At 58.6% G+C, this 21,251-nt stretch carries 19 protein-coding genes and 1 pseudogene; 5 read left to right on the top strand and 15 right to left on the bottom strand.

Translation table 11 applies throughout. The annotated features are described in order from the left end of the window. From Q1M54_RS15880 to Q1M54_RS15845, 8 genes and pseudogenes are all read right to left on the bottom strand, one after another. Positions 1-404, bottom strand: a pseudogene (locus Q1M54_RS15880) (cation acetate symporter); the annotation flags it as partial. Further along, positions 401-664: a DUF4212 domain-containing protein gene (locus Q1M54_RS15875; protein WP_300559308.1), complete on the bottom strand. Its 264-nt coding sequence runs from the start codon at positions 662-664 to the stop codon at positions 401-403. The gene Q1M54_RS15875 and the pseudogene Q1M54_RS15880, both read right to left, overlap by 4 nt. A gap of 79 nt (positions 665-743) precedes the next feature. Further along, complete coding sequence (locus Q1M54_RS15870; RefSeq protein WP_300559305.1) at positions 744-1,361, bottom strand: tetratricopeptide repeat protein; 618 nt, start codon at positions 1,359-1,361, stop codon at positions 744-746. After that, entirely contained in the window at positions 1,352-1,648 is a 297-nt protein-coding gene (locus Q1M54_RS15865) for a hypothetical protein (RefSeq protein WP_300559302.1), read from the bottom strand. Before Q1M54_RS15865 ends, Q1M54_RS15870 begins: the two co-directional genes overlap by 10 nt. A 330-nt stretch (positions 1,649-1,978) precedes the next feature. Further along, positions 1,979-2,251, bottom strand: a complete 273-nt coding sequence (locus Q1M54_RS15860) for a hypothetical protein (RefSeq protein ID WP_300559300.1) — start codon at positions 2,249-2,251, stop codon at positions 1,979-1,981. A gap of 183 nt (positions 2,252-2,434) precedes the next feature. Continuing rightward, the gene (locus tag Q1M54_RS15855; RefSeq protein WP_300559298.1) at positions 2,435-4,240 is read right to left on the bottom strand and encodes an MFS transporter; all 1,806 of its coding nucleotides are present in this window, start codon (positions 4,238-4,240) and stop codon (positions 2,435-2,437) included. Positions 4,241-4,610: 370 nt separating this feature from the next. Then, entirely contained in the window at positions 4,611-4,937 is a 327-nt protein-coding gene (locus Q1M54_RS15850) for a DUF4212 domain-containing protein (RefSeq protein ID WP_300559295.1), read from the bottom strand. Positions 4,938-5,029: 92 nt separating this feature from the next. Beyond that, complete coding sequence (locus Q1M54_RS15845; RefSeq protein WP_300559292.1) at positions 5,030-6,298, bottom strand: DUF294 nucleotidyltransferase-like domain-containing protein; 1,269 nt, start codon at positions 6,296-6,298, stop codon at positions 5,030-5,032. A 181-nt stretch (positions 6,299-6,479) separates the two neighbouring features. Here Q1M54_RS15845 and uvrA point away from each other — a divergent pair, with 181 nt between their 5' ends. Next, positions 6,480-12,590, top strand: coding sequence for an excinuclease ABC subunit UvrA (gene uvrA, locus Q1M54_RS15840; protein WP_300559289.1), 6,111 nt, complete (start codon positions 6,480-6,482; stop codon positions 12,588-12,590). 35 nt (positions 12,591-12,625) lie between these two features. Beyond that, a complete protein-coding gene (locus Q1M54_RS15835; RefSeq protein ID WP_300559286.1) occupies positions 12,626-13,108 on the top strand; it encodes a thioesterase family protein in 483 nt (160 codons plus the stop codon). A 28-nt stretch (positions 13,109-13,136) separates the two neighbouring features. On the opposite strand, the gene Q1M54_RS15830 is transcribed toward Q1M54_RS15835, so the two are convergent. Next, the gene (locus Q1M54_RS15830) at positions 13,137-13,547 is read right to left on the bottom strand and encodes an acyl-CoA thioesterase (RefSeq protein ID WP_300559283.1); all 411 of its coding nucleotides are present in this window, start codon (positions 13,545-13,547) and stop codon (positions 13,137-13,139) included. A 50-nt stretch (positions 13,548-13,597) separates the two neighbouring features. Here Q1M54_RS15830 and Q1M54_RS15825 point away from each other — a divergent pair, with 50 nt between their 5' ends. Beyond that, entirely contained in the window at positions 13,598-15,442 is a 1,845-nt protein-coding gene (locus tag Q1M54_RS15825) for an ABC transporter ATP-binding protein/permease (RefSeq protein WP_300559281.1), read from the top strand. Between the two features lie 12 nt (positions 15,443-15,454). Here Q1M54_RS15825 and Q1M54_RS15820 read toward each other — a convergent pair whose 3' ends face one another. The 6 genes from Q1M54_RS15820 to rlmJ form a co-directional block, all read right to left on the bottom strand. Then, complete coding sequence (locus Q1M54_RS15820) at positions 15,455-16,558, bottom strand: 2Fe-2S iron-sulfur cluster-binding protein (protein ID WP_300559278.1); 1,104 nt, start codon at positions 16,556-16,558, stop codon at positions 15,455-15,457. A gap of 29 nt (positions 16,559-16,587) precedes the next feature. Continuing rightward, positions 16,588-17,136, bottom strand: coding sequence for a 1,2-phenylacetyl-CoA epoxidase subunit PaaD (gene paaD, locus Q1M54_RS15815; protein ID WP_300559275.1), 549 nt, complete (start codon positions 17,134-17,136; stop codon positions 16,588-16,590). 9 nt (positions 17,137-17,145) lie between these two features. Further along, positions 17,146-17,928 carry a 1,2-phenylacetyl-CoA epoxidase subunit PaaC gene (gene paaC / locus Q1M54_RS15810; protein ID WP_300559272.1) on the bottom strand — a complete coding sequence of 261 codons (783 nt, stop codon included), beginning with the start codon at positions 17,926-17,928 and terminating at the stop codon, positions 17,146-17,148. 8 nt (positions 17,929-17,936) lie between these two features. Continuing rightward, on the bottom strand, positions 17,937-18,233 hold the full coding sequence (gene paaB, locus Q1M54_RS15805) for a 1,2-phenylacetyl-CoA epoxidase subunit PaaB (RefSeq protein WP_300559269.1): 297 nt from the start codon (positions 18,231-18,233) through the stop codon (positions 17,937-17,939). Continuing rightward, entirely contained in the window at positions 18,230-19,261 is a 1,032-nt protein-coding gene (paaA, locus tag Q1M54_RS15800) for a 1,2-phenylacetyl-CoA epoxidase subunit PaaA (protein WP_300559266.1), read from the bottom strand. The genes paaB and paaA overlap by 4 nt, the downstream gene beginning before the upstream one ends. A gap of 174 nt (positions 19,262-19,435) precedes the next feature. Further along, entirely contained in the window at positions 19,436-20,323 is an 888-nt protein-coding gene (gene rlmJ, locus Q1M54_RS15795; protein ID WP_300559264.1) for a 23S rRNA (adenine(2030)-N(6))-methyltransferase RlmJ, read from the bottom strand. Positions 20,324-20,520: 197 nt separating this feature from the next. Between rlmJ and rplM the strand changes: the two genes are divergently transcribed. Continuing rightward, complete coding sequence (rplM, locus tag Q1M54_RS15790; RefSeq protein ID WP_019426471.1) at positions 20,521-20,952, top strand: 50S ribosomal protein L13; 432 nt, start codon at positions 20,521-20,523, stop codon at positions 20,950-20,952. 11 nt (positions 20,953-20,963) lie between these two features. Continuing rightward, positions 20,964-21,251 (top strand): 30S ribosomal protein S9 (gene rpsI, locus Q1M54_RS15785; RefSeq protein ID WP_300559260.1); only part of this gene is annotated, 288 nt, incomplete at its 3' end.

Here is a 21,251-nt window from a genome sequence, read left to right as displayed (position 1 = left end):
GCCAAGAACAAGGCCACCAAACAGTAACCGCCAGTCCAGCCCAAGATGAAGGCCAAACCGCCGTAACCTGTCAGGTACAGCGTACCGGCCATACCGATGAAGGAAGCCGCCGACATCCAGTCAGAGCCTGTGGCCATGCCGTTGTAGATGGCGGGCACACGGCGACCGGCGACGTAGTATTCGGCCGCATCGTTGGTGCGGCTGATCACACCAATGCCGCCGTACAAGAGCACGGTGGCGGCCAGGAAGGCGTAACCGATGTACTCTTTGGGCATGCCCATTTGCTCAAGGATGGCGAGCACGATGACGAAGGCTGCGAAGCCACCGCCGTAAAACAAGAAAACTTTGTTCAGAGACTTCTGAAACTGGCTTTGGGTTTGCCCCACTCCGTCAAATACGCTCATGACTCTTCTCCTTCTGCCACGCCATATTCCTTGTCAAGGTTGTTCATGTAGCGTGCGTAATACCAAATGATCAGGCAATAGACGATCAGCGCGCCCTGGGCAGCGACCCAAAACGAAAATGGCCAGCCAAAAAAGCTGAACGTCAAATCACGCGAAAAGTACAAAAGTACGAACGTGACAAAGAACCACAGGGCCAGCAAGAGCCCCGTGATCCTTAAGTTTTTGCCCCAGTATTCCTGGTGCCTTGCAGTGAGCTGCATCGTCATCTCCTTCTCGTTAAAAAATCAAACTACCGACTGTCACATTTGAATTTCTTGCCCCAAATCAGAGGGCAGGGACTCACATGAGTGTGTTCAACTTGAGCCCAGTCTCACGCTCGAGTTGTGCGGCGACCTTGGGCTCGAAACTGTTCAAGTGGCGCATGACTTCCAGCGCCTTTTCGGGTTCATGCATCTCCATGTGCACCCGGGCCATTTGGTACCACGCATAGGGGCTCATCGATTGCAATTTGGTGTTGCGCTCAAAGGCCACCAAAGACTCGGCAAACCGTTGTTGACGCACCAGCACCAATCCCAGGCCATACCAAGCACGGTCCATTTTTTCGTCAATTTGGAGGGCGGCCCTGAAGGCTTGTTCTGCTTCCTGGCTGCGCCCCAACTCTTCGCAGACAAAACCCACGTTGAAGTGCGCATTGGCATTGGTCGGGGTGAGCGCCAAGGCACGCTCAAAAAAGCCCAAAGCCTGCACCAAGCGCCGATCGTTCAATTCATTGAAACCAAGGCTGTTGAGGGCCAAAACATCGTGTGGGTTGAGGTCTAGGATGTCTTGAAACACCTCGTGGGCTCTGCTGCGCATGCCCACGACCAACAGCGCCTTGGCTTGAAGACGCAGCCAAAAGCACCTGCCTCGATTGGAGGTGCCGGGGTTGGCGGGAGAGAGTTGGGTTTTCACTGACATGCTGCGATACCCATTTCGAGGCAGAGTTCGATCTTCCACTGCACCACCACAACCCAAGCGATGAGCAACCAGCTGCTGGTGGCCAAGGGGATGTGTTGGTCGAGGATCAATTTGGGGCTGATCTTGCGGGTGATCCAAAGCGCAGGTTTGGAGGCCACGTCGAGCAGTTGGTAAAAAACATTGGTATCGCGTTTGGCGCCCGCCAGCAGTCCCAGCAAGAAACGCCCAATGATGAACATCAAAGAAAGTTCAATCAGACTCTTGGCAATGACGACGGCAAGCAGCATAAGGTTCCATTGATGGGGTGACCCGATAAGTTTTTTTGGATTCTATGGGCAAGCTTGCAATCGTCCAAACCCAGCGACGCAGAGTCAAAACCTAACGGCCGCCACTTCAAAACCTTATTTTTTTACGCTTTTTAGATGGCGTCACTCGGGGAAAAGGCCAAGCTGACAAAGGCCTGACAAATTACTGTCCGAAGGCTTACAGCCTTGGCGATGGAGGTTTGAGGGAAAACACTTAGGCGAATTGCGTCATTTCAGAACGCAAACACAGGTGGAGGCCCGCTCTGTTGGCAGCCATGAAGCCCACATGGGATGGCGGGCAGACGTGCAGCGTCAGCGGCGCAGGTGTGTGATCCATCGCGCCAGCACCAGCACGGGGACCAGAATGATCAGGTTGGAGATCAGGCCTGCGGCGATTTCTTGGCTGAGTGTTTCCGTGCTGCCAGACAGGGTGCTCGGCACGATCACAGCCACGAACACCACGCCCGCGATCAAGGGCAAGACCCGACCTGTCACTGAAGAGGTTCTGTACATGGTGACCACCAAGGCCATGATCAGACCGATGCGAAACACGTCGCTCAATTGCGAGAGGACCAGTTCAATCACGGTGACATTTCCTTTGGCGTGAAGCGAGCATGAAGTTTGCCATGGTCTGCGCCTTGCAAATCGGGCTGGGCTGGACCAACCCGATTTGGAAGAAGCCAACCGGCCCGTTGCCTTGTCAGGGGCAACGCAGCCGTGCTACCCGAGCTCAGCCTTTTGTAAGACCGAGTCGGGTTGGGCTTGGATTTATCGCGCGTCGTGGTCGCCGGCGAAGATGTCCTTCTTGTGCGTGCCGCCTGGCACAAACAGCGTACCGATGACCACGGTCATGACCGCAATCACGATGGCATACCAGAGGCCGGAGTAGATGTTGCCGGTTTGCGCAGAGATCGCAAACGCTGTGGCCGGCATCAAACCACCGAACCAGCCGTTGCCGATGTGGTAAGGCAAAGACAGACCGGAGTAACGGATGCGGGTGGGGAACATTTCAACCAACATGGCGGCGATGGGACCATACACCATCGTCACGAGCAAGACCAAGTAGGTCAAGATCACAATGATGGTCATCTTCTGAGCTGTGAAGATGTCCACAAAACTGCTGGCCTTGGCAATGGTTTTGTTGTCAGCAGGCACCAGGGGGTAACCCGCTTGCTTGAGGGCTGCGTTCAGGCTGCTGTCGAAAGCGGCCTTGGCCTTTTTCAGATCGTCGCCAGTCAGCTTGCCTGCGTCATAAGACTCGATGGCTGTTTCGCCTACCTTCACGATGGCCAGTGTGCCAGGCGCTGCGCCTTCTTCGGTAGTGTAGTTCACCGAAGAACGTGCCAGTTGAGCTTTGGCAATGTCGCAAGACGACGTGAATTTCACAGTGCCCGTGGGGTTAAACTGGAAAGAGCAATCTTCAGCAAACACTTTCACAGAAACCGGCGTCTGATGCGCTTTGTAAATGGCGGGGTTGGCCGTTTCAGTCAAAAAGTTGAACACGGGCAAGAAGGTCGCAGCAGCCAGCGCGCAGCCGGCCAAGATGATCGGCTTGCGACCGATGCGGTCCGACAAAGAGCCGAAGAACAAGAAGCCGCCTGTACCCAAGATCAGCGACCAAGCCACCATGACGTTGGCCGTGAAGCTGTCGATCTTGATGACGTTTTGCATGAAGAACAAGGCGTAGAACTGGCCGGTGTACCAAACCACAGCCTGACCGGCCACCAAACCCAGCAGAGCGATCAGGGCGATCTTGCCGTTTTTCCAGTTGCCAAAAGCTTCGCTCAAAGGCGCCTTGGAGGTGCGGCCTTCTTCTTTCATTTTCTTGAAAGCCGGGCTTTCGTTCATCTGCAAGCGGATGTACAGCGAAATCGCCAGCAAGAAGATGGAGCCAATGAAAGGAACGCGCCAGCCCCATGCATTGAATGCCTTGACCATGGTGGGGTTGCCATCGGCCATGAGCACGGCCACGCCGTCTTTCAACAAGGGCACATCGGGGTAGTTGCCGTTGACATAGCCTTGCACCGACAAAATGACGATCAGCGAGAGCAGCAGGCCCAAAGTGGCCGTGGTCTGAATGAACGCCGTGAAGTAGCCGCGCTGATTGGCAGGCGCGTGTTCGGCCACATAGATGGCCGCACCACCGTATTCACCGCCCAGGGCCAGACCTTGTGCCATGCGCAAAAGAATCAGGATGATGGGCGCAGCAACGCCCCAGCTTTCGTAGTTGGGCAGCACACCGACCAAGAATGTGGAGACGCCCATGATGACGATGGTCATCAAAAACGTGTATTTACGACCAATCATGTCGCCCAACATGCCGAACACCAGCGCGCCGAAGGGGCGCACGATGAAGCCTGCGGCAAAAGCCAGCAAGGCAAAAACGTTGCGGGTGTTTTCTGGAAAGGCGGTGAAGAATTGCGCACCAATGATGGCGGCCAGTGCGCCGTAAAGGTAAAAGTCGTACCACTCAAAAATGGTGCCGGCTGAAGAAGCCATGATGACCTTCTTCTCCTCCGGCGTCATCGGACGGGAGCGTTCCCGCACGTTGGTTGACTGATCTGTTGTTGACATGTCGTTTCCTTGATGGTTGTCGGGTTTCAAAGCCCGACGGTTTAGGTAAAGCGTGTACTGATGGGCGCACTTTTGGGGTCCCCAAACAATTACCTTATAAATTTAGGCTTGTTAACTTACTTGGGAATTGCATCGGCTATAAGATGCCGCACATACTAGGGTAAACACTTAAATTTGGGCGGTTGACGCTTGATTGGCTTGTGGGTGAATCCAGAGCATGCGCGTATTCAGGCTGAACCATAGCGATGCCGTTCACATCTTGTTTTGACCCAGATCAATGGGCGAGAGTGTGTTGGAGGCCGCTCGAATGCTGCAGAAGATGGCACGCGCTTCACACGGGCCTGGTGTGGGGGATGCGCTGAACGCGCAATCAGTCGGGTTCGTGAGCGTTTTCGAGAGAAGGACGATGGTTGCTCGTGCTGAGTTGGGCCACTTCTTCGGCTTCCCAGCGGTTCATGAGCCACGCATAAAGCACCACGATGGCCATGAAAATCAGCAAAGAGCCTTGTGCAGCCATCCAAAAATAAAGAGGCCAACCGTGGATGTCGATGGCCAAGTCGCGTGCAAAAAAACCAGGCCCAAAACTGGTCAAAAGCCAAATGGACAACAAGGTCCACTTCAAACGGTTTTGACGTTTTTTCAGCGCAGCCGATGGCGTGTGAATTTCAGGCATGCGCAAGGATACGCAAAAACCCATGGCGTTTGTTGGCGCAGCGCCACACCGATATTCAGTGTTTACCCTTGCATGCAAAGCGGGTGCATGGCAAGCGCCGCAGAGCGCCCAAAGTTTCAAAGCAAGCCCGAGGGGTAGCGCTGGGCCCAGACATCTTGCAGGGACTGAATGACCGAAAACGCGTCGCGCAAGTGATCGCGTTCGAAATTCGACAGTTCCTGCAAATGCAGGTGGTTGTCAGGCTCTAGGCCGCGCTGCATGCAATGGGTTTGATGGGCGATGCGCAAGCGGGACACGAATTCAAATGCGTCCCGCAAGTCGCGCGCACTGGGCTCAGACAACTCGCCCATTTTTGATGCTTTTTCGATGCGATCTTGGGTGTTGACTTCGAGCAATCCGCCCTCTAATGCGCAAATGCGGGCCAGGTCCACGATGGGAGTGATCGCATGGTTTTTCAGATCGACCGTCCCCGCGTGCGCGCCGCTGTGGCTGCTGGCGATTTGGCCAAACAAGTTGAGTGGCGGGCGTTGCTTTTGTGCGTTGTTCACCACATGCGCCAAAAACAGGCTTTTCTGGGGCGTATGCGCCAGCACGTCTTGGCGCAATGCCTGAAGCAATTCGAGCTGGCCGTGAACCGCCCGCAGATCAAAAAAGACCGTGATCAGCATCAAAGCCTTGGGCTCAGGGTTTTCTGTCCAGCGTTGAAAATACCGACGCCAAACATGCAGGGGTTGTCGCCATGTGTCGGTCATGGCCATCATCTCACCCGGGCAGTGGATGTAGCCACAGGCCGCCAAGCCGTCGCAAACCCGGCGAGCCAAGGTCTTGAAGTAGTTGCCATGCAAGAGGGGCTCATACGCGTCGTCCAGAACCATGCAGTTGTCTTGGTCTGACTTGGCGGTTTGCTCGCAGCGCCCTTGAGACCCAGCCGCCACCCAGACATAGGGCACGGGTGGCGGGCCCAGTTCTGCCTCGGTCAGTGCAATCAAGCGACAGGTCAAAGCATCGGTGATGGCTGTGATGATGTGACCGGTATGAAAGGCGCTGGTGTTGGCGGCACTCAAATCGTTTTGCAAGGCCTTGACCTGTTGACCGATGCCCACCAGACCCTCGAGCGTGGTTTGTCGGTGGATGTTACGCGCTAAGTCAAGCGGAGATGTGCTTGGCTGGCGCATCAGGTCGGAGGCGGTCACCATGCCCATCCAGCGCAGGGTGCGGGCCACTTCGAGCACGCTGGCATTCAATGGCAATGTGATGGGGTTGCGCTGAACCAAGGCTTGCAATGGCATGCCCAACAAGCTTGCGTTTTCAGCGAGTCGATGGGCTGAATCGGGCAAGGCGATGGCGTTGGGTGCTGCAGCGTGATCGGTGCTCACAATGGACATGTTCTGGCCCCGTCCTTTCGTGGTGAGAAAGGTTTTTTCATTCTGGCATCCGCCAGGTTTGAGCGGCTGAAAAGTCGTTGGTTTTCATGATCCCGGTCAAGAAAAAGGGACAAACTTGACTTGTCCAAGGTGCCTGGGGCGCGGCCCTAGAATGTTTGGCCTCCACCCCACAAAGCCCAGCATGTCCCAAGGTCTCATCCGCATCCGTGGTGCCCGTCAGCACAACCTCAAAAACCTCGACCTCGACATCCGAACGGGTGAACTCACAGTGGTCACCGGTCCGAGTGGCTCCGGCAAGTCGAGCCTGGTGTTCGACACGCTGTACGCAGAGGGCCAGCGCCGCTATGTAGAGACCTTCAGCGCCTATGCGCGCCAGTTTTTGGACCGCATGGACAAACCGGCGGTGGACAAGGTCGAAGGCGTGCCCCCGGCGATTGCGATCGACCAGACCAACCCGGTGCGCAGTTCGCGCTCTACCGTGGGCACCATGACCGAGCTGAACGACCACCTCAAGTTGTTGTTCGCCCGATTGGGTCAGTTGTTTGACAAAGACACGGCGCAGCCGGTGCGCCACGACAACCCCGACACGATTTACGCCGAATTGGCCCAGCGTGCCGCGCAGGCGGGTGACCCGCGTTTGTACCTGACCTTCCCGGTGGAGTTGCCAGCGAACACCAGTGCCGAGCAGATCGAGCAATGGCTGTCGGCCAGTGGCTTCACCAAAGTGCAGGCCGAGCGCGAAGTGGCCACACCCACCGGCCCGCGCAAAGTGCTGGACGTGATTGCCGATCGCTTTCGCATTGGCAATGCCGAAAAAGCCCGCGTGGTCGAAGCCATCGAAGTGGCCTTGAAACGAGGCGGCCGCCTGAATGTGTATGTGGAGAAATTGGGGTCAGATCCCAATTTTTCTCCTTCCGAGACCGCCTTCGACATCTGGCGCTTTTCCACCGGCCTGCATTGCCCCGACAGCGACCAGCGTTACACCGACCCGATCCCGTCGATGTTTTCTTTCAACTCGGCGGTGGGTGCGTGCGAGACCTGCCGGGGTTTTGGGCGGGTGATCGGCGTCGACTACGGCTTGGTCATTCCCAACCCCAAGCTCACGCTGCGGGCCGGGGCCATCAAGACGCTGCAAACGCCGGCTTGGCAAGAAAACCAGGACGACCTGATGCGCCATGCCGAGGCGGCCGGCATTCCACGGGACACGCCATGGGACAAGTTGACGAAAGCCCAGCAAGACTGGGTGATCAATGGTTCACCCGAGTGGAAGGGCCGCTGGAACCACCAGTGGTATGGCGTGAAGCGCTTTTTTGAGTACTTAGAGAGCAAGGCCTACAAGATGCACATCCGCGTGCTCTTGTCCAAGTACCGCAGTTACACAGAGTGCCCGACCTGCCAAGGTGCCCGTTTAAAGACCGAGAGTTTGTTGTGGCGCATTGGCAGTCATTCGGATGCCGATGGGGTTTTGCCGGTGGAAAAGCGGTTCATGCCCGCAGGCGTGAAGTGGTCGCGGGCGCAATTGGAGGCGCTGCCGGGTTTGAGCCTGCACGACATGATGATCATGCCGCTCGATCGTTTGCGTTTGTTTTTTGACCGCTTGTCGGCTTCTGGGCATGCCTCCCTTGCAGCAGGGGAGGCTCCGGCCGGGGATGGGCTGGGCTCCTCATACGGCGGGGGTACGCCAAAATCGTCACCCAGCCCATCCCCGGCCGAAGCCGTAGGGGCCGCAAAAGAAGAACCAGGACAAGGCAAAAGCGCCGAACAAAAAGCCCTGCAACTGCTGCTCGAAGAAATCACCACCCGCCTCAAATACCTGTGCGACGTGGGCATTGGCTACCTCACCCTTGACCGCCAAAGCCGCACCTTGAGCGGCGGTGAAGTGCAGCGCATCAACCTCACCACCGCCCTGGGCACCAGCTTGGTCAACACCTTGTTCGTGCTGGACGAGCCCAGCATCGGCCTGCACCCGCGTGACATGCACCGCATCACCTTGGCCATGCACCGCCTGCGCGATGCGGGCAACACCCTGGTCGTGGTCGAGCACGACCCGGCCGTGATGATGGCGGCCGACCGCATGATCGACATGGGCCCTGGCCCTGGCGAGCGCGGCGGGCAAATTGTGTTTGACGGCACCACCGCCGACCTGCGCAAGGCCGACACACTCACAGGCGCATATCTGGGTGGACGCAAACAAGTGGGCCTGGGCTTCAAGCGCATGGTGTCTGACAGCACGCCGCGTTTGATTCTGGAAGGCGCACGCGAACACAACCTGCAAAACATCAGCGTGGACTTTCCGCTGCAGCGCCTGGTCACCATCACGGGTGTGAGCGGCTCGGGCAAGTCGAGTTTGATCCAGGACGTGTTGGCCCCAGCGCTGATGCGTCACTTTGGAAAAGCCACCGAAACCCCTGGTGCACACGACCGATTGTTGGGTGCAGACCACTTGAGTGATATGGTGTTTGTGGACCAGTCGCCGATTGGCAAAACCGCGCGTTCCAACCCCGTGAGCTATGTGGGCGCGTGGGATGCGATCCGCGAGATTTTTGCGACCGTGCCGCTGTCACGCCAGCGCGGCTACACCGCCAGCAAGTTCAGCTTCAACGGCGGCGACGGGCGATGCCCCACTTGTGGCGGCTCGGGCTTTGAGCATGTGGAGATGCAATTTTTGAGCGACGTGTACTTGCGCTGCCCCGATTGTGACGGCAAGCGTTACCGTCCTGAAATTCTGGAGATCACCGTCGAGCGCCAGGCCATCGGCGGCGCGTTACGCCACCTCAATGTGGCCGATATTTTGCAGCTCACCGTGAGCGAGGCTGCGGCTTTGTTCGCCCAAGACCGCGAAGTCATACGTGCCCTGCAACCCATCGTCGATGTGGGGCTGGAATATGTGCGCTTGGGCCAACCTGTGCCCACGCTGTCGGGCGGTGAGGCGCAGCGCCTGAAGCTTGCAGGATTTTTGGCCGAGGCCGCCAAGAGCGCGTCCAAGAGCCGCCAGAGCCTGGCGCGCAAGGGCACGCTGTTTTTGTTTGACGAGCCGACCACCGGCCTGCATTTTGACGACATCGCCAAGCTCATGCGGGCCTTGCGTAAGCTGCTCGAAGCCGGGCATTCGCTCATCGTCATCGAGCACAACCTGGATGTGATCCGGGCCAGCGATTGGCTGATCGACTTGGGCCCAGAAGGCGGGTATGCCGGGGGCTTGGTCGTGGCCGAGGGCACGCCAGAGGACGTTCGCCAACACGCCACATCGCACACGGGGCTGGCGTTGCGCGAGTACGCAGCTTCTATGGGTGAGGTGTTTGGGGTGGCTGAGCGGTCTAGTGCGGATGTGTACGTGGGTGGGGGCGAGGCTGCGGTGTCAGCGGGTTCCTCATACGGCGGGGGTACGCCCAAATCGTCACCCTCTGACACCGCAGCCTCGCTGGCCAGCGTTCGCAGTCGGGAGGGTGCCACCTCCGTTGCTCCGGTTACTCGGCGTACCCCTGTGCTCAACAACAACATCCAGATCGTCAACGCCAAAGAGCACAACCTCAAAAACCTGAGCGTGGACATTCCACGTGGCAAGTTCAACGTCGTGACCGGCGTGAGCGGTTCCGGCAAATCCACGTTGGCTTTTGACATCCTGTTCAACGAAGGCCAGCGCCGCTATTTGGAAAGTTTGAACGCCTATGCCCGCAGCATCGTGCAGCCTGCAGGCCGCCCCGAGGTGGATGCGGTGTACGGCATCCCGCCCACTGTGGCGATTGAGCAGCGCTTGTCGCGCGGTGGTCGCAAATCCACGGTGGGCACGACCACCGAGGTTTGGCATTTCTTGCGCCTGCTCTACGTCAAGCTGGGCATTCAGCATTGCGTGCACGACAACACTCCCGTGCAGCCGCAAACGCCCGACAGCATCGTCGCGCAGCTGATGACGCAATTCCGCGGCGAGCACATTGGCTTGTTGGCGCCTTTGGTCACCAACCGCAAAGGCGTTTACACAGAGCTGGCCGACTGGGCGCGACCGCGTGGTTACACCCATTTGCGCGTCGATGGCGATTTTTTACCCACGCAAGGTTTTCCGCGCATCGATCGATTCAAAGAGCACAACATCGAACTGCCTGTGGCCAGTTTGGATGTGCTGCCCACCAACGAAACTGCGCTCCGTCAGGCCCTGACCAAAACACTGGAACATGGCAAAGGCGTGGTGCATGTGTTGAGCGACCTGGACGGTCTGCGCGAAGCCATGTTCAGCGGCGAGTCCACCGCCCGCATCGGTCAGCACCGCGTTTTCTCGACCCTGCGGGCTTGCCCGGCCTGTGCCACCTCGTATGCCGAGCTCGACCCGCGCTTGTTCTCCTACAACAGCAAACACGGCTGGTGCCCCGATTGCGTGGGCACGGGTGTCAAGCTCAGCAAAGACGAACGCCAAGTATTTGACGACTCGGTGCAGGACGACAAAAACAAGGGCCGCGAACAAACCTTTGCCGAACCCGAAATCGAAGACTTGGCCAACGTGGCTTGCCCCAGCTGCGAAGGTACCCGCCTGAACGCCACGGCCCGCTCTGTGCGCTTGGGCTCGGCTCCGGGACAAGGCTGGCGCATCACCGACATCGCCAGTTTGTCCGTCACCGATGTGCGGCATTGGGTGGACAAACTGCAGCTCACGGGCCGCGATGCCGACATCGCCCGGGATCTGGTGCCAGAAATCAAAAGCCGTTTGGAATTTTTGGAAGAAGTGGGTTTGGGTTACCTCACGCTGGACCGGGGCGCGCCCACCTTGTCGGGTGGCGAGGCGCAGCGCATCCGCTTGGCCGCCCAACTCGGCAGCAACTTGCAGGGCGTCTGCTACGTTTTAGACGAGCCCACCATCGGTTTGCACGCCCGCGACAACCAGATCTTGCTCAATGCCTTGCACAAGTTGGGCGACAAAGGCAACACGCTGGTGGTGGTGGAGCACGACGAAGACACGATCCGCCGCGCCGACCACATCATCGACATTGGGCCGAGCGCGGGCAAGCGTGGTGGCCGCTTGGTGGCTGAGGGGTCGGTGGCCGATATCACGGCTTCTGCCGATTCACAGACTGGGCGGTATTTGTTGCATGCGATGAAGCATCCGATGCAGATGCGTCGGGTGGTGGGTGCTTCTGCGCGGGGCGGCGGCGCGGTCGCCTCATATGGCGGGGGTACGCCAAAATCGGCACCCACGCCACCGCCCCACGCAGAAGCTGTGGAAGCTGCGGCGGCTCCCCTGCAATGGCTCACCCTGACAGGCGCCAATTTGCACAACCTGCGCCAGGTCGATGTGCAGGTCCCACTCAAGCGCTTGGTGGCCGTCACGGGCGTCAGTGGCTCCGGCAAATCCACCTTGGCCCGCGACGTGTTGCTGGCCAATGTGCAGGCACTGGTCAGCCAACGCTCTACTTTTGCTGGACGCACCGCGCAAGACGCAGGCCAACGCGTGGCTTTGACCGCGTGCAGCGATGTGCAAGGCTTTGAGACGATTGACCGCGTGCTTGAAGTCGACCAAACGCCGATTGGCAAAACCCCACGTTCATGCCCGGCCACGTACATTGGCTTTTGGGACACGATCCGCAAACTGTTTGCCGAAACGCTGGAAGCCAAGGCGCGTGGCTACGCAGCCGGTCGCTTCAGCTTCAATACCGGCGAAGGCCGCTGCCCCAGCTGCGAAGGCCAGGGTATGCGCACCATCGAGATGAGTTTTTTGCCCGATGTGAAAGTGCCTTGCGAAACCTGCCGAGGTGCCCGTTTCAACCCAGAAACGCTGGCTGTCACTTGGCGCGGTAAGAGCATTGGCGATGTGTTGCAGATGGAAGTGGATGAGGCGGTTGACTTTTTTGCCAGCATGCCCAGCATCGCCCACCCGCTGCAGTTGCTCAAAGACGTGGGCCTGGGTTACCTCACTTTGGGTCAGCCTTCACCCACCCTGAGCGGTGGCGAGGCGCAGCGCATCAAGTTGGTGACCGAGCTCACCAAGGTGCGAGACGAAGTGGGCAAGCGCGGCAACAAGGCGCCGCACACGCTGTATGTGCTGGACGAACCCACTGTGGGCCTGCACATGGCCGATGTGGACAAGCTGATCAGCGTGTTGCACCGATTGGTGAATGCAGGCCACAGCGTGATCGTGATCGAGCACGACTTGGATGTGATCGCCGAAGCCGACTGGGTGATTGACCTGGGGCCCGAAGGCGGCAACGCCGGTGGCCGCATCGTGGCGGCCATGACGCCCGAGGCGCTGGTGATCTTGGGTACGCACACGGGCGTGGCGCTGGGGCCGGTGCTGGCGCGGGTGTGACCGGGACTGGGTTGCGCTTTCAATAGAATCAAGCCATGCCCCATTGCACTGCCTCCCCCATCGTCCTGGAACCCGAGTACATCGAAGGTTTTCGCCTGATCCATGAAGAAAAAATTGTATTCAACAAAACGCTTGGTCTGAAGCTGGTGCAAGTCACACCCGAAGGGGTTGAGGCACGCATTGATATGCGTCCTGAGCTGGTGGGACACTATGCTTACAACCGTATTCACGGTGGCGTCATCAGCGCTGTCTTGGACGCCATTGGCAGTGCTGCCGTTATGGCTGCGATGGCCGCCAAGCACATGGACGAAGCTCCGGAAAAGCGCCTTGCGCGCTTTGCCAAGCTGGGCACCATCGACTTGCGGGTGGACTACCTGCGCCCTGGCATTGGCGAGCACTTCACCATCACCGCCAACGCCTTGCGCGTGGGCTCGCGTGTAGGGTCATCCCGCATGGAGTTTTACGGACCCGATGGGACTTTGATGTCGACAGGCGCTGCGGCTTACATCGTCTCTTGAGCGCCTAACCGCCAAAACAACTGCCCCATCACTCGATTGGCACAGGCCTGGGCTTGCCTTGGTCGTCCACAGCCACATAGGTCAAGTTTGCTTCGGTGACCTTGATGTATTGGCCCTGCAACTGAAACCGTTCGGCAAAGACCTCCACCTTGACGGTGACCGAGGTGCGGCCCACGCGCACGATGCGCGAGAAAAACGACAGGATGTCGCCCACCTTGACGGCCTGTTTGAAGATGAATTCGTTCACCGCCACGGTCACCATGCGGCCGCGCACACGGCGCGCAGGCAAGACAGCCCCGGCCAAGTCGACCTGGGCCATGACCCAGCCGCCAAAAATGTCGCCACTGGCGTTGCAGTCAGCAGGCATGGGGATGACTTTGAGCACCAACTCTTGGTCAGTGGGCAAAGACACAGTGTCGGGGCGTTGGGGTTCAGACATGGGCACAATCGGTGTTCGTTAATGGTTGACGTTGAACTGGATTGTGTCTTATGCGCCCACACGGCGAAACCTCTTCCCCTGCAGCATCCCCTGGCCCACACGCCCACACGCCATCTGGCACCCAGTCTCCACAGGTAGCCAAGAGCGATTGGAAAACCCTGTCGCGTCTTTGGCCCTATTTGTGGCAATACAAATGGCGCGTGGTGATCGCGCTTGGCCTCATGGTGTGCGCCAAGTTGGCCAATGTGAGCGTGCCCCTGCTGCTCAAGGAATTGGTGGACGCCATGAGCATCAAGCCCAGTGATCCGAGCGCGGTGTTAGCGGTGCCGGTTGCGCTCTTGTTGGGTTATGGTGCTTTGCGTTTGATGACCTCGGCTTTCACTGAGTTGCGCGAGTTGGTGTTTGCCAAAGCCACGCAAGGGGCTTCGCGCAGCATTGCGTTGCAAACCTTCGAGCACCTGCATGCCTTGAGTTTGCGCTTTCATTTGGCGCGGCAGACGGGCGGCATGACGCGGGACATCGAGCGCGGTGTGCGCGGCATTGAGTCGCTGATTTCTTACTCGCTGTACAGCGTCATTCCCACCTTGTTGGAGGTGGCCTTGGTGTTGACGATTTTGGCGGTGAAGTTCGACGCTTGGTTTGCAAGCATCACTTTTGCGGCATTGGTTTTGTACATCTTCTTCACGGTTTATGTCACCGAATGGCGCACTCAGTTTCGCAAGCAAGCCAATGAATTCGATTCGGCTGCCCACACCCGCGCTATCGATTCGCTGTTGAACTATGAGACCGTCAAGTACTTTGGCAACGAGCGTTTTGAGGCCGGCCGTTACGACGAAAGTTTGGAGCGTTTGCGAGTGGCACGGCTCAAGTCTCAAACCACCTTGTCAGTTCTCAACACCGGCCAGCAGCTCATCATTGCCGCCGCCTTGGTGACCATGCTGTGGCGGGCCACCGAGGGTGTGGTGGCTGGGCGCATGACCTTGGGTGATTTGGTCATGGTGAACGCTTTCATGATCCAACTCTACATTCCGCTCAACTTTTTGGGTGTGCTGTACCGCGAGATCAAGCAAAGCCTGACCGATCTGGACAAAATGTTTGTGCTGATGGACCGCGAGCGTGAAGTGGCTGATGCGCCCGGTGCAGCAGCGCTGGTTTTGCAGGGTGCGCCCGATGTGGTGTTTGACCGCGTTTCTTTTGCTTACGAGCGCGATCGCCCGATCCTCAAAGACATCAGTTTCACGATTCCCGCTGGCAAAACGGTGGCGGTGGTCGGGCCTTCGGGTTCGGGCAAGTCCACCTTGGCGCGTTTGATGTTTCGCTTTTACGATGTGCAGCAGGGCTTTATTCGGATTGCAGGGCAAGACATTCGTCAGGTCACGCAGTCGAGTGTGCGCGGCGCTTTGGGCATCGTGCCGCAGGACACGGTGTTGTTCAACGACAGTGTGGCCTACAACATCGCTTATGGCCGCACGGGTGCCAGCCAGGTTGAGATCGAGGGCGCTGCGCGGTCAGCTCGCATCCATGACTTCATCGCCTCTACACCCAAGGGTTACCAGACTTCGGTGGGTGAGAGGGGCTTGAAGCTTTCAGGCGGTGAAAAGCAACGCGTGGCGATTGCCCGTACCTTGCTCAAAGACCCGCCAATTTTGGTATTTGACGAAGCTACGTCGGCTCTGGACTCGGCCAACGAGCGCGCGATTCAATCTGAGTTGGCCAATGTGGCGCAAAACAAGACCACGCTGGTGATCGCGCACCGCTTGTCCACGGTGGTGGATGCGCATGAAATTTTGGTGATGGAAGCCGGGCAGATCATTGAGCGCGGTAACCATGCCGAGTTGCTGGCTATCCAAGGCCGCTACGCCAACATGTGGGCGATGCAGCAGTCGGGCGAGTGAACGGGCGTTTTTTCAGCGCTCGTCAAAACTGATGACCACGCGCTGGCTGGTGGGGCGTGCTTGGCACGATAGGATGAAGCCTTGTTCGACTTCGGGTTTTTCGAGTGTGAAGTTCTTCTCCATCACGGTTGTGCCTTCCATGACCTTGCATCGGCAGGTGCAGCAGACGCCTGCTTTGCACGAATACGGCAGGTCCAGACCCAGCGTCAAAGCGATGTCGAGAATCTTCTCGTTGCGGTTCATGGGCATGTTGTAAGGCTTGCCGTCCAGCACCACGGTGAGCTGCACTTCGCCTTGTTCGCGCGTGGCAGGGTGGCCCAGCACGGCCTTTGCGCGGACTTCGGGGGCCAGAGCATCCAGCGTGGGTGAGCTGAAGCGCTCGGTGCGAATCCGCTCGGCTTTGACGCCAGCGGTCAGCAGGGCTTGTTCGGTGGCTTCGATCATGGCTTCTGGGCCGCATACGAACACCTCGTCCATGCTCCCTACGGGCAAGAAGGCATCGATGATCGCCTGCACCTTGACGCCGTCGATCCGCCCTTCGAGCAGGGGGACTTCTTGTGCTTGGCGCGAGAGGATGTGGATCAACGTCAGGCGCGAGGGGTAGCGGTCTTTCAGGTCTTGCAGCGCTTCGTTGAACATCACGCTGTCCATGCGGCGGTTGCCATAGACCAGGGTGAACTTGCTGTCGGGCTGGTCTTCGAGCGTGCTCGACAAGATGGACAAGATGGGCGTGATGCCCGAGCCTGCTGCAAAGCCCACACGGTGAATGGCGCGGGGGCGTTGCACCACAAAGCGACCGTCCGGTGGCATCACACGCAGGGTGTTGCCAGCCTTCAGTTGAGTCGCCGCCCAGTTGGAGAAAACACCACCTTCGACCGGGCGAATGCCTACTTCGAGCAGGCCATGTTTTTGCAATTGGCTGCGGGCCGAACTGATGGAGTAACTGCGGCGCACATCGGCACCATCGATGTCGGCGCGCAAGGTCAAGAACTGGCCGGGCTGGAAGTCGAAGCTGCTGCGCAGATCGGCGGGTACGTTCAGCGTGATCGCCACCGCACCGGCCGCTTCGGGGTTGACGCGTGCGATGGGGAGGTCATGAAATCGGGATGCGGACATGGCGTGACGTTGAGGCAGCTTGTGGCGACTCAGTAAGGTTTGAAGTAATCGAAGGGCTCCATGCAAGCCAGGCACCTGTAAAGGGCCTTGCAGGCGGTCGAGCCGAAATGGGAAGTTTCGGTGGTGTTGGCTGAGCCGCATTGTGGGCAGTTGACCACCTCAGGTTTGGCGCTGCGCGAGGCAAACTGCACCACATTGGCCGCGCCCGAGGGCGTGTTGGCGCAGGCATGTGGTGGGGCAATGCCGTAAGCACGCAGTTTTTCTTTGGCCGTGTCGGTCATCCAGTCGGTCGTCCAAGCCGGGGCCAGTTGCGTGACCACTCCGCCTTGCAAGCCGTGGGCTTGTAGCAGGGCTTTCACGTCGTCCTCGATCGCGCCCATGGCCGGGCAACCGCTGTAAGTGGGCGTGATGATCACTTCCAAACCCTCTGCGCCTTGTCGGACCTCGCGCAATATGCCCAGTTCGCGCAAGGAGACGACCGGAATTTCCGGGTCGGTCAGTTGCTCCAGCAGTGCCCAGGCGTGACGCACATCGGCGGTGTGTTCGGACGCAGAGGTGGGCGAAGCAGACGAGGCCATGGGGGCTGATTACCAGGTGGCTTGCGGGTGGGCGCGTGCGAGGCTTTGCATTTCAGCCAACACGAAACCCAGGTGCTCGGAATGGATGCCTTGTTTGCCCGTGGGCACAAAGCCGCCATCGGCGGGGCGTTGCAGAGTGGCTTCTTGCAGTGCCTCGTCCACGATCTGGTTCCAGTCGTTGCGCAAAGTGGCCAGGTCGGTGCCTGTGCCATTGGCCAGTGCCGCTGATTCGTGCGCGCTGTGGCTCCAAAACTCTTGGGTGTAGGGCAGCAATTGGTCGAGCGCCGCTTGCGCTTTGGCATTGGACGCGTCGGTGCCATCTCCCAACCGCACCAACCAGTCGCGCGAGTGGCGCAGGTGGTAACGCACTTCTTTGAGCGACTTCGCAGCGATCGCTGCCAGCTGTGTGTCCTGCGAGTTTTGCAGTTGGTCCCACACCAGCACCATCAGGCTGCTGTACAAAAAGTTGCGCATGATGGTGGTGGCAAAGTCGCGGTCGCCCACAGACGTGGCCGCCATCAAAGGCATATGGGGCAATTCGCACAGCGTGTAGTTCCTGAAGTCGGGCACATCACGGAAGTACGCCAGCGTGTCTTCAGTGGCACCACCGCCTTGCAAAGCCGCTGCGTGCTGGTAGAGCATGCGGGCCTGGCCGATCAGATCGAGGCTGTTGTTGGACAGCGCGATGTCTTCTTCAAGGATGGGTCCATGACCGCACCATTCGGCATTGCGCTGGCCAAGGATCAACGCGTTGTCTGCGAGGTGCAAAAGATATTCAGCGGGGGCATTCATCTGCACGCTCACATGTGGCCGACTTCGTCGGGGATCGCGTAGAAGGTCGGGTGGCGGTACACCTTGTCGCTGGCTGGATCAAAAAACTCGGATTTGTCATTCGGCTCGCTGGCCGAAATGCTGGCCGAGGGGACGACCCAGATGCTCACGCCTTCTTGGCGCCGGGTGTACACATCGCGCGCCATTTGCAGGGCGTGCGCTGAATCAGATGCGTGCAGGCTGCCACAGTGCTTGTGCTCCAGGCCTTGTTTGCTGCGGACAAAAACTTCCCACAGGGGCCATTCTTTCAATGCGGCGGAGCTCATGCAGCCTCCTTCAATTGGCGTGCTTGTTGTTTACGGGCGTGGGCAAGCGCAGCTTCGCGCACCCAGGCGCCGTCGTTCCAGGCCTTGACGCGGGCGCCCAGGCGCTCCTTGTTGCAAGGGCCATTGCCGTTCACGGTGGCCCAGAACTCGTCCCAGTCGATCTGACCATAGTCATGGGCTTGACGGGCTTCGTTCCACTTCAGATCGGGGTCGGGCAAGGTCACGCCCAAGACTTTGGCTTGCGGCACGGTGGCGTCCACAAACTTCTGGCGCAGGTCGTCGTTGCTGATGCGCTTGATGCCCCAGCGCATGCCTTGCGCGCTGTTGGGGCTGTCGGCGTCCGGCGGCCCGAACATGGCCAGGCACTTCCACCACCAGCGGTTCACGGCGTCCTGCACCATGGCTTTTTGTTCTGCGGTGCCTTGCATCATCACCAACAAGGCTTCGTAGCCCTGGCGCTGATGAAAGGATTCTTCTTTGCACACACGCACCATGGCACGGGCATAGGGGCCATACGAGCAGCGGCACAGGGGCACTTGGTTCATGATGGCCGCGCCATCGACCAGCCAGCCGACCACGCCCACATCAGCCCAGTTGAGTGTGGGGTAGTTGAAGATGGAGCTGTACTTGGCCTTGCCGCTGTGCAGTGCGTCCAGCATTTGGTCTCGGCTGGTGCCCAAGGTTTCGGCGGCGCTGTAGAGGTAAAGACCGTGGCCGGCTTCGTCTTGAACTTTGGCGATCAAAATCGTTTTGCGCTTCAAACTCGGGGCGCGGCTGATCCAGTTGCCTTCGGGCAGCATGCCCACGATTTCGCTGTGTGCATGCTGGCTGATCTGGCGCACCAGGGTCTTGCGGTAGGCCTCTGGCATCCACTCGCGGGGTTCGATGCGGCCGTCATTGTCGATGCGGGCGTCAAAAGCGGCTTGAAGTGCGGCGTCTTGGGTGCTCAGGGCTTTGGGCACGGCCTTCAGACCGGCCGACTTGACGTCCTCGGATGAATCCGGGACGCTGAAAGATTGGGTGTACATGGCGTGACTCCTGCGCCAAACAGGATGGGATGATCGCGGCGCAGTTGCCAGTATACCCATTAACCGACCGATCGGTCGGTTAATTTGAGCGCGGCGTGGTCAGGTCTTTCCCTGACGCCGCGTTTTCAAGCTCAAACCCCATGCAAGCTGGCAGATCAGCAGGCCTCACGCCGTTCAAGACGACTCTACAGCCCAGTTTTTGCCAGAACCACGCGCCAAAGCGGGGCCCACTATGTCCAGTGCTTTGCGAATTTGGTCTTTGAGCGTGAAGGGCGGGTTGATGACAAACATGCCACTGGCCACCAAACCGCCTTCATCGCCGGGTCCCCGGCCAATGGCCAGCGTGGCGTTGAGCCAAGGCTTTTGAGCCTGGTTGGACAAGGTGCGCAGGCGTTTGGGCAAGTCATGCGCCTCGGGGCGCGGGATGATCGGGTACCAGACCAGATAAGTACCAGTCGAAAAGCGCTTGAGGTATTCCTGAATGACGCTGGCGACCTTGCTGTAATCGGACTTGATTTCGTAGCTCGGGTCGATCAACACCATGGCCCGCTTGGATCCGCTGGCCGATGGTGGCGGTGGAAGCAGCTTTTTGAGCGCCTCAAAACCGTCTTCACGGCTGACAGTGATGGTGCGACCTGCCTCGAGTTGCGCAATGTTGGAGGTCAGGGACTTGCTGTCGGTGGGGTGCAATTCAAACAAACGCAGGCGATCACGCGAGGCATGGCGCATCAGTTTGTGCATCAAAAACGGCGAGCCAGGGTAGATCTTGGCTTGTCCGTTGGGGTTGAAGCTGGCAATTTGCGCCAAATAATCTTGCACGGGTTCGGGCAAGACATCGATTTTTTCGGCAGCAGCCAATAATTTGAACAAGCCGTCTTCGGCTTCGCCTCCTTTTTGGGCGTAATCACCGTCCAAACGGTACAACCCGGCTCCGGCGTGGGTGTCAATGAGGGTGATGCCGGCCTCTTTTTGCATGAGGTGGCGCATGGTGGCGAGCAAAGTGATGTGTTTGAGCACATCGGCATGGTTGCCCGCGTGGAAAGCGTGTCGGTAACTGAACATGGCTTGATGGTAACCAATAACTTCCGCAAGTCCTTGATTTTTCGTATAATGGAGGGCTTCGCAGCGATTTTGTGGCCCCGCGGCGAAGACGCCCAAACCTGAAAAGGTTCAAGCAATCTCCCACCTAAGAGGTTCCCAACAGAGGAACACCGACCGTGGAAAAGGGCCCGACAAACCTTTCTTCAAAGAGAAAACTCATGACAACTACTTTCAGCGCCAAACCCGCTGAGGTCGTGCACGAGTGGTTTGTGATTGACGCGACCGACAAGGTCCTCGGACGAGTAGCCAGCGAAGTTGCTCTCCGTTTGCGCGGCAAACACAAGGCCATTTACACGCCTCACGTCGACACAGGTGACTACATCGTCATCATCAATGCTGCCCAGCTCAAAGTGACTGGCACCAAGACGATCGATAAGATTTACTACCGCCATTCCGGCTATCCAGGCGGCATCACTGCCACCAACTTCCGCGACATGCAAGCCAAGCACCCTGGCCGCGCACTCGAGAAGGCTGTCAAGGGCATGCTGCCCAAGGGCCCACTCGGTTACGCCATGATCAAGAAACTCAAGGTGTATGGCGGCGCAGAGCACCCACACACCGCCCAACAGCCTAAAGTGCTGGACATCTAAGGAGCCTTGAGATGATTGGTGAATGGAACAATGGCACCGGCCGTCGCAAATCCAGCGTCGCCCGCGTGTTTCTGAAAAAAGGCACTGGCAAGATCACGGTCAATGGCAAGGACATCCAAGCCTACTTCGGCCGCGAGACTTCGATCATGATCGCCAAGCAACCCCTCATGTTGACCAACCATGCCGAAACTTTCGACATCATGATCAACGTGCACGGCGGTGGCGAATCCGGTCAAGCCGGCGCATCGCGCCACGGCATCACCCGCGCCCTGATTGACTACGATGCTTCGCTCAAGCCT

The sequence above is a fragment of the Limnohabitans sp. Rim8 genome, assembly GCF_943326455.1.
Lineage (GTDB): Bacteria > Pseudomonadota > Gammaproteobacteria > Burkholderiales > Burkholderiaceae_C > Limnohabitans_A.
This window is presented reverse-complemented; position numbering and strand designations above follow the sequence as displayed.

What these genes read in the sequence shown, in the direction of transcription:
- Q1M54_RS15875 (WP_300559308.1), bottom strand. Translation starts at nt 664, where the DNA reads ATGCAGCTCACTGCAAGGCACCAGGAATACTGGGGCAAAAACTTAAGG.
- Q1M54_RS15870 (WP_300559305.1), bottom strand. Translation starts at nt 1,361, where the DNA reads ATGTCAGTGAAAACCCAACTCTCTCCCGCCAACCCCGGCACCTCCAAT.
- Q1M54_RS15865 (WP_300559302.1), bottom strand. Translation starts at nt 1,648, where the DNA reads ATGCTGCTTGCCGTCGTCATTGCCAAGAGTCTGATTGAACTTTCTTTG.
- Q1M54_RS15855 (WP_300559298.1), bottom strand. Translation starts at nt 4,240, where the DNA reads ATGTCAACAACAGATCAGTCAACCAACGTGCGGGAACGCTCCCGTCCG.
- Q1M54_RS15850 (WP_300559295.1), bottom strand. Translation starts at nt 4,937, where the DNA reads ATGGGTTTTTGCGTATCCTTGCGCATGCCTGAAATTCACACGCCATCG.
- Q1M54_RS15845 (WP_300559292.1), bottom strand. Translation starts at nt 6,298, where the DNA reads ATGTCCATTGTGAGCACCGATCACGCTGCAGCACCCAACGCCATCGCC.
- uvrA (WP_300559289.1), top strand. Translation starts at nt 6,480, where the DNA reads ATGTCCCAAGGTCTCATCCGCATCCGTGGTGCCCGTCAGCACAACCTC.
- Q1M54_RS15835 (WP_300559286.1), top strand. Translation starts at nt 12,626, where the DNA reads ATGCCCCATTGCACTGCCTCCCCCATCGTCCTGGAACCCGAGTACATC.
- Q1M54_RS15830 (WP_300559283.1), bottom strand. Translation starts at nt 13,547, where the DNA reads ATGTCTGAACCCCAACGCCCCGACACTGTGTCTTTGCCCACTGACCAA.
- Q1M54_RS15825 (WP_300559281.1), top strand. Translation starts at nt 13,598, where the DNA reads ATGCGCCCACACGGCGAAACCTCTTCCCCTGCAGCATCCCCTGGCCCA.
- Q1M54_RS15820 (WP_300559278.1), bottom strand. Translation starts at nt 16,558, where the DNA reads ATGTCCGCATCCCGATTTCATGACCTCCCCATCGCACGCGTCAACCCC.
- paaD (WP_300559275.1), bottom strand. Translation starts at nt 17,136, where the DNA reads ATGGCCTCGTCTGCTTCGCCCACCTCTGCGTCCGAACACACCGCCGAT.
- paaC (WP_300559272.1), bottom strand. Translation starts at nt 17,928, where the DNA reads ATGAATGCCCCCGCTGAATATCTTTTGCACCTCGCAGACAACGCGTTG.
- paaB (WP_300559269.1), bottom strand. Translation starts at nt 18,233, where the DNA reads ATGAGCTCCGCCGCATTGAAAGAATGGCCCCTGTGGGAAGTTTTTGTC.
- paaA (WP_300559266.1), bottom strand. Translation starts at nt 19,261, where the DNA reads ATGTACACCCAATCTTTCAGCGTCCCGGATTCATCCGAGGACGTCAAG.
- rlmJ (WP_300559264.1), bottom strand. Translation starts at nt 20,323, where the DNA reads ATGTTCAGTTACCGACACGCTTTCCACGCGGGCAACCATGCCGATGTG.
- rplM (WP_019426471.1), top strand. Translation starts at nt 20,521, where the DNA reads ATGACAACTACTTTCAGCGCCAAACCCGCTGAGGTCGTGCACGAGTGG.